Annotated in this window: 11 protein-coding genes and 2 pseudogenes; 8 read left to right on the top strand and 5 right to left on the bottom strand. The window is 69.4% G+C overall.

Annotation, left to right across the window (positions count from 1 at the left end):
• The first annotated feature begins 2 nt into the window (after positions 1 to 2).
• Together SMIR_RS45140 and SMIR_RS17325 are read left to right on the top strand one after the other, a co-directional pair.
• Positions 3 to 470: a hypothetical protein gene (locus SMIR_RS45140; protein WP_527252123.1), complete on the top strand. Its 468-nt coding sequence runs from the start codon at positions 3 to 5 to the stop codon at positions 468 to 470.
• Positions 424 to 967: pseudogene (locus SMIR_RS17325) on the top strand (tyrosine-type recombinase/integrase); the annotation flags it as partial. The gene SMIR_RS45140 and the pseudogene SMIR_RS17325, both read left to right, overlap by 47 nt.
• Positions 968 to 1,176: 209 nt before the next feature.
• Here the strand turns inward: SMIR_RS17325 and SMIR_RS17320 are convergent.
• Both SMIR_RS17320 and SMIR_RS17315 read right to left on the bottom strand, forming a co-directional pair.
• Positions 1,177 to 2,547: an ATP-binding protein gene (locus tag SMIR_RS17320; protein WP_248003682.1), complete on the bottom strand. Its 1,371-nt coding sequence runs from the start codon at positions 2,545 to 2,547 to the stop codon at positions 1,177 to 1,179.
• A gap of 61 nt (positions 2,548 to 2,608) precedes the next feature.
• Positions 2,609 to 3,286 carry a response regulator transcription factor gene (locus SMIR_RS17315; RefSeq protein ID WP_168493900.1) on the bottom strand — a complete coding sequence of 226 codons (678 nt, stop codon included), beginning with the start codon at positions 3,284 to 3,286 and terminating at the stop codon, positions 2,609 to 2,611.
• A gap of 136 nt (positions 3,287 to 3,422) precedes the next feature.
• Here SMIR_RS17315 and SMIR_RS17310 point away from each other — a divergent pair, with 136 nt between their 5' ends.
• The 3 genes from SMIR_RS17310 (at position 3,423) to SMIR_RS17300 (ending at position 5,776) form a co-directional block, all read left to right on the top strand.
• The gene (locus SMIR_RS17310; protein ID WP_168486611.1) at positions 3,423 to 4,031 is read left to right on the top strand and encodes a PepSY domain-containing protein; all 609 of its coding nucleotides are present in this window, start codon (positions 3,423 to 3,425) and stop codon (positions 4,029 to 4,031) included.
• A gap of 142 nt (positions 4,032 to 4,173) precedes the next feature.
• Positions 4,174 to 5,004 (top strand): hypothetical protein, encoded by an 831-nt coding sequence (locus tag SMIR_RS44920; protein WP_422664440.1) that lies wholly within the window; start codon positions 4,174 to 4,176, stop codon positions 5,002 to 5,004.
• Positions 5,005 to 5,188: 184 nt separating this feature from the next.
• Positions 5,189 to 5,776 (top strand): hypothetical protein, encoded by a 588-nt coding sequence (locus tag SMIR_RS17300; RefSeq protein ID WP_168493902.1) that lies wholly within the window; start codon positions 5,189 to 5,191, stop codon positions 5,774 to 5,776.
• On the opposite strand, the gene SMIR_RS17295 is transcribed toward SMIR_RS17300, so the two are convergent.
• Complete coding sequence (locus SMIR_RS17295; protein WP_168493904.1) at positions 5,764 to 6,741, bottom strand: TolB family protein; 978 nt, start codon at positions 6,739 to 6,741, stop codon at positions 5,764 to 5,766. The genes SMIR_RS17300 and SMIR_RS17295 overlap by 13 nt on opposite strands.
• 352 nt (positions 6,742 to 7,093) lie before the next feature.
• Between SMIR_RS17295 and SMIR_RS17290 the strand changes: the two are divergent.
• Positions 7,094 to 8,034: pseudogene (locus SMIR_RS17290) on the top strand (site-specific integrase).
• Between the two features lie 33 nt (positions 8,035 to 8,067).
• On the opposite strand, the gene SMIR_RS17280 reads toward SMIR_RS17290, so the two are convergent.
• On the bottom strand, positions 8,068 to 8,766 hold the full coding sequence (locus tag SMIR_RS17280; protein ID WP_168493906.1) for a TetR/AcrR family transcriptional regulator: 699 nt from the start codon (positions 8,764 to 8,766) through the stop codon (positions 8,068 to 8,070).
• Between the two features lie 165 nt (positions 8,767 to 8,931).
• Between SMIR_RS17280 and SMIR_RS17275 the strand changes: the two genes are divergently transcribed.
• Positions 8,932 to 9,609, top strand: a complete 678-nt coding sequence (locus tag SMIR_RS17275) for an SDR family NAD(P)-dependent oxidoreductase (RefSeq protein ID WP_168493908.1) — start codon at positions 8,932 to 8,934, stop codon at positions 9,607 to 9,609.
• Positions 9,610 to 10,950: 1,341 nt separating this feature from the next.
• Positions 10,951 to 12,300, top strand: coding sequence for a phosphatase PAP2 family protein (locus SMIR_RS17270; RefSeq protein ID WP_168493910.1), 1,350 nt, complete (start codon positions 10,951 to 10,953; stop codon positions 12,298 to 12,300).
• A gap of 75 nt (positions 12,301 to 12,375) precedes the next feature.
• Here SMIR_RS17270 and SMIR_RS17265 read toward each other — a convergent pair whose 3' ends face one another.
• Positions 12,376 to 13,059, bottom strand: a complete 684-nt coding sequence (locus SMIR_RS17265; RefSeq protein ID WP_168493912.1) for a FlgD immunoglobulin-like domain containing protein — start codon at positions 13,057 to 13,059, stop codon at positions 12,376 to 12,378.
• Positions 13,060 to 13,161: the final 102 nt, after the last annotated feature.

The following is a 13,161-nucleotide window of genomic DNA, read 5'->3' as shown; positions in this document are numbered from 1 at the left end:
TGATGCTTCCATCCTCGCCCCTCATCAGGCACCGGTCCGTCGACTCCCTTGTGGCGGACCGCAGACCTCGCCCGCGAGACCATAGGTCCCCACCGGGGGGCGCACGCTCCCGCTTGACTGTGCTGATCCACCCGAGAGGGCGATGGTTGAGGGGCACCCGACAGGTGAAGCACGTGCATCGCAGCGCGCACCGTAGAGCTGATCCGGCGCCGTCGCGTCGGCCTGCGGAGGGCCGCCCGATGGCTCACAAGAAGGGCAGGCGTCGCCGCTTCGGTGCGGTGCGGCAGTACCGATCGGGGAGTTGGGCGGCGTCCTGCCTGGCGCCCGACGGTGAACGTGTCCGGGCGGAGGAGACCTTCGAGACCAAGGCGGAGGAGACCTTCGAGACCAAGGCGGAGGAGACCTTCGAGACCAAGAAGGACGCGGAACCCGTGCCGGATCAAGGGTGCGGGCAAGGAGTCCGCCGCTGAACACCCCGTCGCCACCGTCGCTCAGGTCGACGCCCTCGCCGATGCGATCCGTATCCGCTGGCGCCTCATGGTCCACCTCGGCGCGTACGGTCCGATGCGGCCCGAGGAACTGGCCGGCCTGCGCCGTCGTGACGTCGACCCCGACAACCTGGTGATCCGTGTCCGCGTCGCCGAGCCGGAGCGGACGAACGGCAGGCGGTGCAGCAGTGGGCCTCCCGGACGGCTTCCGTTTCCACGACCTTCGTCACACCGGACACACGCTCTCGACTCGTTCGGGCGCCACCCTCAAGGACACGATGGTCCGGGCCGGCCAGTCCTCCGAGAAGGCCGCGCTGATCTATCGGCACTCCGACGAGGAGCGGCAGCGCGACGTAGCCGCGGGGCTCGATGACATGGTTCGTGCCGAGCGCGCGAAGCACTACAACGACGACCCTGCGCACCACAAGGAGAAGCCCGGGCACGCTCTGGGCACGAGGAGCGAAGACCGGTGGACGTAGGACGGGCACGCAGGAGCATCGCGCTTGACCGGAATCGGGCGGACGGCCACTCGGAAGAGCCTTCGCGTGAGCACAGAGCCTGCCGTGAATCGCGGTGTCACTTACCTGCTTCGGGCCCCTACCACTGGAGCGCCTGTCCGGTCACGGCGGCGATGCACTCGAAGTCGCGGGGCGGATGCGGCGATCGCCGTCTGACTCGAGCGTCCGCTTCAGGGCCCGGGTGGCGACAGCGGGAGGCGGGCGACGATGCCGGCGCCGTACGGGTGGGGTTCGACGCGGAGGGTGCCGTGGTGCTGATGGGCGATGTCGCGGGCGATGGCCAGCCCGAGACCGGCTCCGCCGAGGTCCCGGCTGCGGGCGTCGTCCAGGCGGGTGAAGCGCTCGAAGATCCGCTCACGGTCGGCCTCGGGAATGCCGGGTCCGTCGTCGGTCACCTTCAGTACGGCCAGGCCGGCGTCCGGGTCGGAGCGCAGCGTCAGTTCGATGCGGCGATCGGCATGCCGTTGGGCGTTGTCGAGGAGGTTGGTGAGGAGTCTGACCAGCCAGCCGCGGTTGCCCTCCACGGTGAGGCCGGGTTGCAGCCTGGTGTCGATGGGGAGCCGGTCGCCGTGACGCGCGGAAACGGTCGTACGGCAGAGTTCGGCCATGTCCAGCGGGAGGCGGCTGACCGGCTCGGCCGCGTCCAGACGGGCGAGGAGCAGCAGGTCGGAGGCGAGGTCCTGGAGCCGGACGGTGTCCTCCAGGGCGTCACTGACCAGGTCGGGCCACAGGGCCGGGTCCGGATGGGCGAGGGCGACCTCCAACTGGGTGCGCAGGACGGTGATGGGGCTGCGCAGTTCGTGCGAGGCGTCGGCGATGAATCGGCGCTGGCGGACGACGGCGTCCTCCAGGCGGTCGAGGGTGGCGTTCATGGTGCGGGCGAGGCGGGCGACTTCGTCCTGGGCGGCCGGTACCGGGACGCGGCGGTGCAGAGCGCGTCCGGTGATCTCGGCGACCTCGGAGCGGATGGCTTCCACCGGACGCAGGGCCCGGCCGGTCACCCACCAGGTGACCAGGGCGACCGTGGCCAGCAGCAGCGGTGTGCCGATGCCCAGCGCGACCTTGGTGATCTCGTCGGCCGCGTCCGCGTCCCGCAGCGACGTGCCCGCGTACACGGTGACCGCGCCGCCGGGGGTCTGGGCGGTGACGGCGACGATCCGCTGGCGGTGTCCTTCGCCGAATGGTTCGCCGGACCAGGTGGCGCGCAGCCTGCCCTCATGGGGGCGCAGGTCGGCGACGGCCGGACGGCCGACGAGGTTCTGGCTGGCGGCCACCACGCGCCCACTGCTGTCGACGACCTGGATGAAGTCGGCGCCGTGGGTGAGAGGCAGCAGGTCGGGCAGCTTGCCCTCGGCGGCCAGCTGACCGACGGTGTCCGCCTGTGCGGTGGCTGCGTCGTTGGCATTGCGCTGGAGGTCGGCGTGCAGCATGGCGAACAGCGCGAAGGAGGCTGCGGTCAGTGCGAGGGCGACGACCGCGGTCGCCCCGAGCGTCGCCCGGGCCCGCACCGATCCCGGCCACGGATGTCGTACGAGCCTCACGGCGGCGAAGCGCAGGCGCCGGATCGCTGCCGGTATCTCGCCGGCGCGGGGGACGAGTCGTCTAGCCACCGTCGGCCGCCAGCCGGTATCCGGCGCCGCGGATGGTCTCCAGGGCGCAGCGCCCGAAGGCGGTGTCGATCTTGCGGCGTACGGCGCTGACGTGGACCTCGACGAGATTGGGGTCCGCCTCGAAGGCCGAGTCCCAGACGTGTTCGAGGATCTCGCGCTTGGACACCACCTCGCCGGCCCGGCGGGCCAGGTACTCCAGAATGGCGAACTCCCGTGCGGTGAGCCGGACTTCGGTGCCACCACGGACACATGTGTGGCCGGCCGGATCGATCACCAGGTCACCGAGCCGGAATGCCGGAGGGAGCCGGTGGCCTGTACGACGGTGGAGCGCGCGGAGCCGGGCGACCAGGACGACGTAGGAGAACGGCTTGGACAGGAAGTCGTCGGCACCGGTGTCCAGCGCCTCGGCCTCGTCGTACTCCCCGTCCTTGGCAGTGAGCATCAGGATCGGTGTGACGCTCCCGGCCGAACGCAGCCTGGCGCAGACCCGGTAGCCGTTGAGGCCGGGCAGCATGATGTCGAGCACGACCACGTCGTAGCTGTGCTCCAGGGCGAGCCACAGTCCCTGGTTCCCGTCGTGGGCGACATCGACGGTGAACCCCTCGGCCCTGAGCCCTCGCTGCAGAGCGGCGGCCAGCCGCTTCTCGTCCTCGACCACCAGTACGCGCACGGCATACAGCCTCGCACGCCGGACAGACGGTGGCTGAAGACGCCTTCAGCCACCTTCAGCCTGGCTTCAGCAACGGCATTCCAAGCTGATCGCAGCCGCCGGCACCGGGCCGGTCGAGGCGATCAGGAGCCCGAGCATGTCCCAACCCGAACCGCCGCAGCAGCCCGAGTCGACGCCGGACTCACCGGTTGCGCCGCCGAAGCCGGCCAAGTCGGCCAAGACCTTCCGGGCGCGCCTCCCCCGGGTGAGCCGTCGCCGTGGGACCGTCCTCGGCGTCGCGGTTCTCCTGGCGGCCGCGGCCGGCGCCGTTGCGGTCGTCCACCACGACCACGGTGAAAAGGGCGACCACGGCCGGTTTGCGGCAGAGCACAGGCGGGCGGACGGCCGCGACGACCGGCAGGGCGCATACGGGCAGGCACGAGGCGGTCGCGGCGGCCAGAACGACGAATCCAGGCTCGATGGCAACAGCCAGAGCAGCCAGAGCGGTCAGAGCGCTGCAGGGACCCTCGCGCCCGCGCCGCTTCCGGCAGTTTCGGCCGCGGCGGCGATCGAGGCGGCCGGCAAGGCGGTTTCCGACGGCAAGACGGAGGCGCTGCGCGTGGTCGCCGAGCAGGGTGGCGGAAGCGCGTGGGAGGTCGAGGTGCTGGGCACCGACGGCGTCCGGCACCTGGTCACCGTCGACGGTGCCACCGGCACGGTGACCGGCAACACCGTCGCGCCGGCGACCTCGGACACGACGAACTGACGGCCCAGCCCCCGAGTCGAGGGTGCGGCGCGGCCCACCCTCGGCTCGGGGGTGCACCGCCTCGGCGCCGTGAGCCCGCAGCGCCATGGTCCGACCCAGCCCGCCCCAGAGGTTCACAGCTACCTCGTCCGGAAGGAAGCCCATGAAGTCGCCGCTCGCGTCGAAGCCGGAGACGGCGCGCGAGACACGGTGTGGCACACGGGTCACGCCACGTACGGGACGGATGGCGACCGACCGGAACGACGGACGGTGGATCCCGGTCGTTCCCGGTCCGACCACTGCCTTCGCCCGTTTCGTCCTGGGTGGCGGCGGCGTCGGGGTCGCCTCCAGTGCCGCTGTGTCGCTGTGCGCCGCTCTGATGCCCTGGGTGGTGGCGAACGCGCTGATAACCGCCGCCTCCACCGTCCTCTGTACGGAGCTCCACTCACGCTTCACCTTCGGGGCCGGGCGGCGCGCCGGATGGCGCCGGCACTGGCAGTCCGCGGGGTCGGCCGCTGCCGCCTACGCGGTGACCTGCTCCGCGATGGCCGTTCTGCACATGGTGCGGCCGTCGCCGGGGATCTTTTCCGAGCAGGCCGTCTACCTCAGCGCCGCCGGGCTTGCCGGAACCGGACGTTTCCTGGTGCTGCGGCTGTTCGTCTTCGCCGATTCCGCCCATGACGGGACCCGGATCGCGGCGCCGGATCAAAGACGTCGTACCGGCCGGGCCGCACCAGGGATCCACGCCGTGGCCTCCGGCGACGCCGTCCTCACCTCGCACACCATCTGCGGCCTCGTCGACCGCTTCGCCCGGATCGCACCCCGGCCCCACGACGACACCGCGGGCGCGCTCTTCGACCAACTGGCGGCCCGCGAGAAGGACGTCCCCCACCCCCATCGCCGACGGCCCGACCACCACCAAGATCGTCGAATGCCTGTTCCTCACCGAGGCCACCGCGAAGACGCACGCCACGGGACCGCACGCAGGTCGTGATCTTCGCCTACGGGCATCAGCTGCGCACGCACGGGACCTGAGTCCGGCGCATGCCCATGCGGCGGGCCCGCGGACGGTCCTTCATCTGGTGGGAGGTGGACACAGGGCTCGTACATGCCTGACAACCGTCGCGGTGGCGAGGCCATCTGGTTCACCATGGGGTGTGCGATTCGATTCCGTTCCGATGCCGGCGACCGTCGAGGCCAGACCTCGTGACAGCCGTGGCTATCCCGTACCCGCCATCACCCCGTGGGAGGGCGACGAGCCCCAGTTCGCGCTCACCGACTACGGGCGCAGCGCCGAGTGCGCACGACAGCGTCTGTGTTCCGTCTGCAACACCCTGATACCCAAGGGTCCGGTGTGGCGGGTGGTCGGCGCCGCGGAGGGTTCCGCGATCCGCGAGGCGCTTGCTGCCGGGCGGCCGTACCGCAACATGGCGGCGACCCTGGAGGCGCCGGGGCACCGTGCGTGCATGCTCTACGCCTCGATGGTCTGCCCGTATCTGGCGCGCCCCAACGCGCGGCGGGGGCTGACGGCACAAAGCCCGGACGACATGACCGCGCATGTCGTCCAGGGCGCTGTTCGTGGCGATATGGGTGCCGTGGTGGGGTACGGCGACTACGAGTTCGCCGTCACCAAGACCCAGGTTCTGTTCCGTTTTCTCGATGTGGTCGAGTACCTGCCGCATGACACGGCCGACCAGCACCTGCTCGAACTCCAAGCTGAACTCGCCCGCTCCGGCGGCCGGTTGGGCGGCGGTCAGCCGCGGTAGGCGGGCAGGCCGGTGTGCTTGGAGACCTTGACGGGCTTGCCGAAGCCGTGGGCGGTCTTCGTGATGGTGTACGTACCGGTCGGGGCGCGGAAGGCAATGGTCTTGCCGTTGGGCGACCAGGTGGGCTCGGTGTAGTCGGCGGTGGCGTTGGGGGTGACGTCCTTGACGACATTGGTGGAGCCGCCGAAGTCCTCGACGAAGAGGTGGTCGTGCCCGTGGACGGAGCGGACGAAGACGACCTCCTCGTTGTCGGGGGAGAGAGCGGGCTCGGAACCCTTGGTCAGCGCGCCGCCCTGCTGCCGCAGGTAGTCGTCGCGGATGTAGACCTCGCCGGTGTGGGTGTTCTCGTAGACGGCCGAGCCGTAGCTGCCGCCGACATTCGGCCAGGTGTCGTTGGTCTGGGGGACGTTGCCGTCTCCCGGTTCGCCGTTCAGGCTGATCTTGGTCGGCTTGCCGTGGTTGCTGGTGGCCTTGACGCCCTCCAGGACGGTGCTGCCGTGGATCTTGGCCGAGAAGATGAGGTTGTTCTTCGCGGGGATCTGGTTCGTCCGGTCGGCGGCGGTCACCTGCCAGGTGGGGTGGGACCAGGTCTGCCCGCCCGGGTTGGCGGCGACGGTGACGCGGTGGCTGCCGTCGGGGTTGGAGACGACGAGGTCGCCGTGCCCGTCGATGAAGGCGGCCTTGCTGCCGCTGGGGTTCCAGGCCAGGTCACGGACCGTCGTGCCGAAGTCGATCGACTTACCGTTGACCACGACGTGGCGGGTGCCGTCGCTGATGGTGAGTCCCCTGGGCACGGTGACCGTGTGGGCGGACGCGGCTGCGGCGACCATCGCGGCGCTGCCCTTGACGTCGCCGCCGGCGGACGGGGCGGCCATCGCGGTTGCGGCCGTGCCGCACAGGGTGAGCAGCGCGGCGGCACCTGCGGTGGTGACGGCTGCGGTGTTCCGACGGTTACGAGCGGACATCGAGGTTCCCCCAGGGATGTGAATGACGCTGCGATGAGAGTTTCGCGGGAACCGCCTGCTGTCCCCGGGACCTGAACCGGTCCGTCGGCCTGCTGCCCTTCGCGATGAGAAAAGTCTTCCAACAGGGGGTGACAGGGCTGTGCGCTCACCGTCACAGCTGTGCAATAGCGGGTCAAATGAGTTGAAGAAACGTCAGGAACGGGCGCCGACGCACTGAACCCGCCTGCGTGGGGCAGACGCCGTGCACTCCGACAGGCCGCCGATGAGATCGTTCCAGGCTGAAATCGCAGGTCGCCGCACCGATCACCGTCGACACAATCAACAACTGGGCCGTAGGGCGCCTCCGACACCCGTGCAGGGGCATCCCGTCCGATGCGTACGGCACAGGTACTTCCGTCATCGTCCTGGTTCCGTCGCGGCGCGCAGGCGGTTCTCGCGCGCCTTCGGGGCCGGGACGTGCGCCGCCGAAGGCCGAGGTGCGTCACGTGTTGCCGACGCGATCCTCACCCGCGCCGGCATCGAACGCAACCACTGGCGCGATCCGGACGCCGGAGCGGTCAACTTCGAGAAGTACGCGCTCCGTTGGAAGGAGGAGCGCGGCCTGACCCCGACAACGCACGACCGTTACGACGGTCTGCTGCGCCTGCACATCCTGCCGACCTTCGTCGGAAGGATCTGGACGAGATCACTCCGCCGGCCGTCCGCACGTGGCGCGCCGAGCGACTGAAGGCGACCGGCGCCACGACGGTCGCCAAGTCGTACCGCCTGCTGAAGGCCATCCTCCAGACGGCGGTCGACGACGACCTCCTGGGCAGCAACCCGTGCCGCATCAAGGGCGCGGGCAAGGAGGAGGCCGACGAACGCCCCACCGCCACCATCGAGCAGGTCTTCGACCTCGCTGACGCCATGGACCCACGCTGGCGCCTGATGGTCCTGCTCGGCGCCTTCGCCTCCCTTCACCCGGAGGAGCTGGCCGAACTGCGCCGTCGCAGCGTGGGGAAGAACGAGGTGGACGGTCTGCTCTTCGTCGGTGAGAAGGGCGCCCCGTTCCGCCGCTCGACCTTTGGTCGGAAGTGGCGCAAGGCCAGGACCGAGGTCGGGATGCCGGACAACTTCCGCTTCTACGACCTCCGCCACACCGGCAACACCCTCGCCGCCGACACCGACACCGACCCCGACCAGAACCTGACCGTCTGGACCGCCGCGCCCGGCTCCGCCACCCACGCCCGGCTGCGCATCCTCGCCTCCTGGGCCGCCGACCAGAACCTGCCGGCATCGCCCTCCGTCAGCTGACGGAGGGCGGACAGGCCGGCGCGGCCCAGCGGCTCAGCTGTTCTGCTCCGGCTTCCGTGCGGTGTCGCCCGCCGGGACGGCGCGGAGCATGGCCCTGTAGAGGGCGTCGTGCTCGGGCGAGGCGGGAAGGGGGGCCCGGGCCGGGGCCTCGAAGGACTGGATCATCAGGGCGACGACGCGTCGCCAGGCGTCGGGAGCGGCATCGCCGCAGGCGTTGACGACGCCGAGGTTGGCCATGTGCAGCAGTACCAGATCCGAGGGGTCGAAGTCCTCGCGCAGCCGGCCCGTGGCCTTGGCGCGGCCGATGAGCCGCACCATGCCCTCGTACGCCTCGTTCCGGCGCTTCTCCATGGCCTTGGCGGTGGGGAAGGTCATGGTCAGGACGTCGGCGAAGCCGTTGTCGGCGGCCTGCATCGCGCAGGCGGCCTCGATGTAGCCGGTGAAACCGTGCCAGGGGTCGGGGTCTTCGAGGGCGGTGGCGACCGCGCCGGCGTAGGCGTCCATGCGGTCGGAGAAGACGGCTGCGACCAGCGCCTCCTTCGTGGGGAAGTGACGGAAGACGGTGGCGATCCCGACGCCTGTCTCGCGGGCCACGGAGGCCATGGAGGCGCCCAGGCCGTCGCGTCCGAACACGGTGCGCGCGGCAGCGAGGATCCGCCCCCGGTTGCGCTCGACGTCACTGCGCACAGGCTGGGCTGCGGGGGCGTCGGAGTGCTGGTCGCCGGGGTTCATGGGGGCAGTCTAGCAATCGGAAAGCCCTATCCATTTCGTGTGCTACGGTGGTCGCAGTGAACCGGAAAGGGCTATCCGGATCTAGAAACGGATAGCCCTTTCCATATATCCCGTCTCTTCGGCGCCGCTCGTGTCTCCTCGACGGCGTTCTACGAAAGGATCGCTGTGACCAGCATCGCCATCGTCGGAGCCGGCCCCCAGCTGGGTCTGGCCATCGCCCGCACTTTCGGCTCCCAGGGCTACGACATCGCCCTGATCTCCCGCAACCGCACCAAGCTCGACGATCTCGTCGGCACACTCACCGCCGAGGGCATCACCGCCGCCGCGTTCCCCGCGGACGTACTCGATCGGGACGCCCTCACCCAGGCACTCAAGGACGCCGCCGCACAATTCGGCGGGATCGACGTCCTGGAATACTCCCCGTCGGCCGGGCTCGGCACCAGCGCAGTGACCACCCCGGCCGGGACCGAACCCGCGCACGTGCAGCACGAGATCGAGTTTCACCTCTACGGCGCCATCGCCGCCACCAAGGCGGTGCTGCCCGCGATGCGCGAAGCCGGAACCGGCACCCTGCTGTTCACCACCAGTGCCGGCTCCGTCAACCCCCAGCCGTCGACCGCCCACATCAGCACGGCCATGGCCGCGCTGCGCAACTGGACGATCAACCTGCACAAGGAACTGGCCGACACCGGCATCCAGGCCGCCCACATCGGCCTCGACGCGACGATCGGCACCCCCACGTTCTACGGTCAGCCGCGGGCCACGGCTGACCAACTCTCCCTCCTCTACTGGGACCTGCACATCACCAACCGCGACCAGGCCGAGCGAATCTTCAGAGGCTGACCCACGACTGATCGTCCTGCCAGGAGCACCACACCCCAAGTCGTCCCAGCATCTGCCCGCCGAGGAGACGCCATGACCTGCGCGTGCGACCGCGAGATCACACCGTGGCTTCCGCGGCTCCAGAGCACGCCACGTTCCGCCGTCCGAGCACCGCGCACGCCGGGTGCGGAGGCATTTCGTATGCGGAACCGCGTTGCCACGCAGACCAGTTGGGGCCGCGGCCTTGGCGAGGGCCGCCGCCGGTGCAGCACCGCGCATGGATACCTCTACGCCGCACCCGGCGTATGAATCGGCCGACGCGCCGGGCCGACGAGAGCGCAGCCCGTCACGACGCGGAGACCCGTACACAGGTCGACGAGGGGCCGCCACTGCGGGTGTCCCACCAACTGACGGAAACAGGGACAGTGTTGGAGCCCGCGCTCAAAGAACGTGGGCCCAGCTGGACGCCGCGGACGCGATCATCGTGTCGAAAATCGAGCCCCGGAGAGACCCCTGCGGTGCATCCCACCTGCACTTAGGGCGCGCGGAGGGCACGCCACCCTCGAATTGGACTAGACAACAAACAACCCCCAGGCCGCTGACCTGGGGGCGAATTCCGGAGCGGGTGACGAGAATCGAACTCGCACTCTCAGCTTGGGAAGCGATGGCGCCTGCCGAGCCGAATGGCTTCTGACCTGCGCATATGTGTTCTGGGTCAGGGTGTCCGCGCGGTCCCGGCAGAGCCTGGGGCGGCCCCGACTCGCAGGTCGGCCGAGTGGGTGCGTCGCGACCGCACACGGATACGTGTGTCCGTTCTCTCGGCACCCCCGCCGCGAGGCCTGGCCGCTCGTCGTGGCCGTATGAGGGCGCAGACTCCCCCCGGGCGAACTGGTCCAGGAGCCGGCGGGTGATGCGCGGGGCGACGACGGGCCTGCCGTCCAGCACGAGCCCGGATCCAGTGCAGCCCATGCCGCATCAAGTGGATCGACAGGGAGAAGGCGGCCGGGCGTCGAGTCGCCATGGGCATACGGGTCGACGCGCTGGTCGAGGCTGGAGGGATACGTCAACGGCGGGACGTCGACCTCGACAACTCACGATCCGTGTTCGCCTCGCCGGGCCGGAGCGAACGATCGGGCGACGCGTCCCGTTCCACCCCGAGAACGAGGCCGGAACCCGGACCGTGAACTTTCCGTCTTCCCCCGTCGGGCGGGCTGTTCTTCGTGAGGTAGAAAGTGGCCCCGACCGGAAGGTGACGAGCGAAACCCACCCTGACCTTTGACTAAAATTTAGCAAATAGGCCATGAGTTGAGATATGTACCATCGCGGTCTTCTCCGCGAATAAACTGCAGAATCGCGTTCTCCGTGTGGCGTCAACCGCGGGCGAGACTCTGGGCCGTAGCGGGTGTCGCGACCCTCGGATTCCACATTGCGCTGGAGATCGTCGCACGTCGCTACGGCCTGCCCGGGCCGATCACCAACGAGGTGCGAGATGCGGTATTCGCCCCCAAATCAGGCTTCTTGTTGTACGCCGGTATGGCGTTGATGATGGTGGTGCTCACCTGGCGGCAACGGTTCATCGCGGCTGGTGCCGCGATCGGTATCGACGTCGCCTTCTTGGTGGTCCGGTGGTCGGTCGGCGCCAAGACGACCGACAGCGACCCCGTCGGCACCGGCGCGTTGTGGGTGCTTCTGGGCTGTGCGGTCATCGCTGTCACGCGTCGCACCGGCCGGGAACGTGCCCTGCTGCTGAAGGGCGTCGGGCTGGGACTGCTGCTGGTGGTCGGCCGCACGATCGGCGATACCTGGCTGTTCGTCACCGCCAAGACCCGACCAGTGGTGCTCGACCAGTACGTGGCAACCGCCGATCACGCGCTGGGCAACCCGTCGTGGCTGGTAGGCCGGATGGTCACGGCCACCGGCCCGATCGGCTTCAACATGCTCCACGTCGTTTACGGTCAACTCGCGTTGGCCGCGGTCATCGTCGCGCTGTACCAACTGCGTAACGTGGCGGTCGAGCGTCGCTTCCCGGGCCATCATCTGTTGCGCACCTTTCTGGTGATCGGCCTCCTCGGGCCGGCCTTCTACATGATCTTTCCGGTGGTCGGACCGGTCTTCGCCTACGGGACCGGCGTCGAGCACTGGACGACGGTCAGCCTGTGGTCGGCAACGCCGCCCAGCGAGCACTGGGCGGTGGCCGACCTGTGGCCGGAAACGCCGCCGCCGATCAATACCCCGCACCACATGCCATTCGACGAGATCACCCCGCGGAACTGCATGCCCAGCCTGCACACAGCGTGGGCAACAGCGATTTTCGTTCACTCCCGGAAGGGCCCACGGATTCTGCGATTCGCAGGCACGTTGTGGCTGATTGCCACGCTCGGCGCAACGCTGGGCTTCGGCTACCACTACGGCGCGGATCTCATCGCCGGCGTGGTGTTCACGCTCACGATCGAGGCAGCTCTGCGCTCGCTCGACCGTGGCTGGGATCGATCAGGGATCCGGCTGGTCGCTTACGGTGCAACGGTCTTCGCTGCGCTCTTGGTGTCTTATCGCTATCTGCCGTTGGAGATGGCCGAGCATCCGTGGGTGTCCGGACCATTTCTCATGCTGGCGATGACCTCAGTGGTCTACGGCTACGTACGGACCACCAAACTGTGGGAACCGAAGCCCGCACCAGCGCGGCAACCGGAACCACAACCCGAACTAATTTGAATCAGGTTGCCTCAGGTTGTGTGCTGAGTGCTGCCCGGACGGGACGGGATGCTGAACGTGTGCAGGCGAAGACCTTCACCGTGCTGCCTCGGCCGGCAACGGGGGTGGTCTCGCGAGTGCGGTCGGGTGAACAGCCCGGTGAGAACAACGGCTTCGGGGCAGGTGACCGGCTCGACCGGCCCTCGGAGGGACGGTGGGGATCACCGAACGGGTCCTTGCCCGGCACGTCGAGCTGCGGTCCCGACGCTGCCGACGTGGCGGGCTGCTGACCTGCCTGATGGCGTAGGCGCCGTTGGGCACCAGCCGACTGGAGCCGTCCTTGCCGTTCCACGCCGCGGTCACCACACCGCGCGCCAGGCCGCCGGAGAGGGTGCGGACGGCCGCACCGGTGGCCTTGTTGGCGATCACGAGCTTCCAGGAGGCCGCGGGCTTGTTCAGCCACCACTTCGGGCTCCACTGCGTGGCGCCGCCCTTGACGTCCACCGAGGTGGCGACGGTGGCGTCGCGCTGGACGAGGGCGGAGACCGGGACGTCACTGGAGGTCAGGCGGATGCTGTTGTCGGAACGGAGCTGGGCGATCACCCCGGTGTAGGGGTCGACGTCCCAGGCGTTCCCCTCGAACGTCCCGGCGGTGTGCGACACCGCCGTCCCGCCGCGCACGTCGATCACCTTCAACTGCCCGGCCTCGACGGTCGCGACGAATCCGTCGCCGAGCTGCGCCTGTTCCCAGTCGGAGCCCGCGAGCGTCAGGTAACCCACCCCTTCAGCCTGATCACCGTGGACCCCGCAGCTTCGCCCGCGCCCCGAAGCCGTCTGCCGCCTGGCTGAGGAACGTGGGGCGCACCAGGGTGCTTCCGCGAG

This window comes from Streptomyces mirabilis, assembly GCF_018310535.1.
GTDB lineage: Bacteria > Actinomycetota > Actinomycetes > Streptomycetales > Streptomycetaceae > Streptomyces.
The sequence above is the reverse complement of the archived record's forward strand: the minus strand, read 5'-3'. Positions and strand labels throughout refer to the sequence as shown.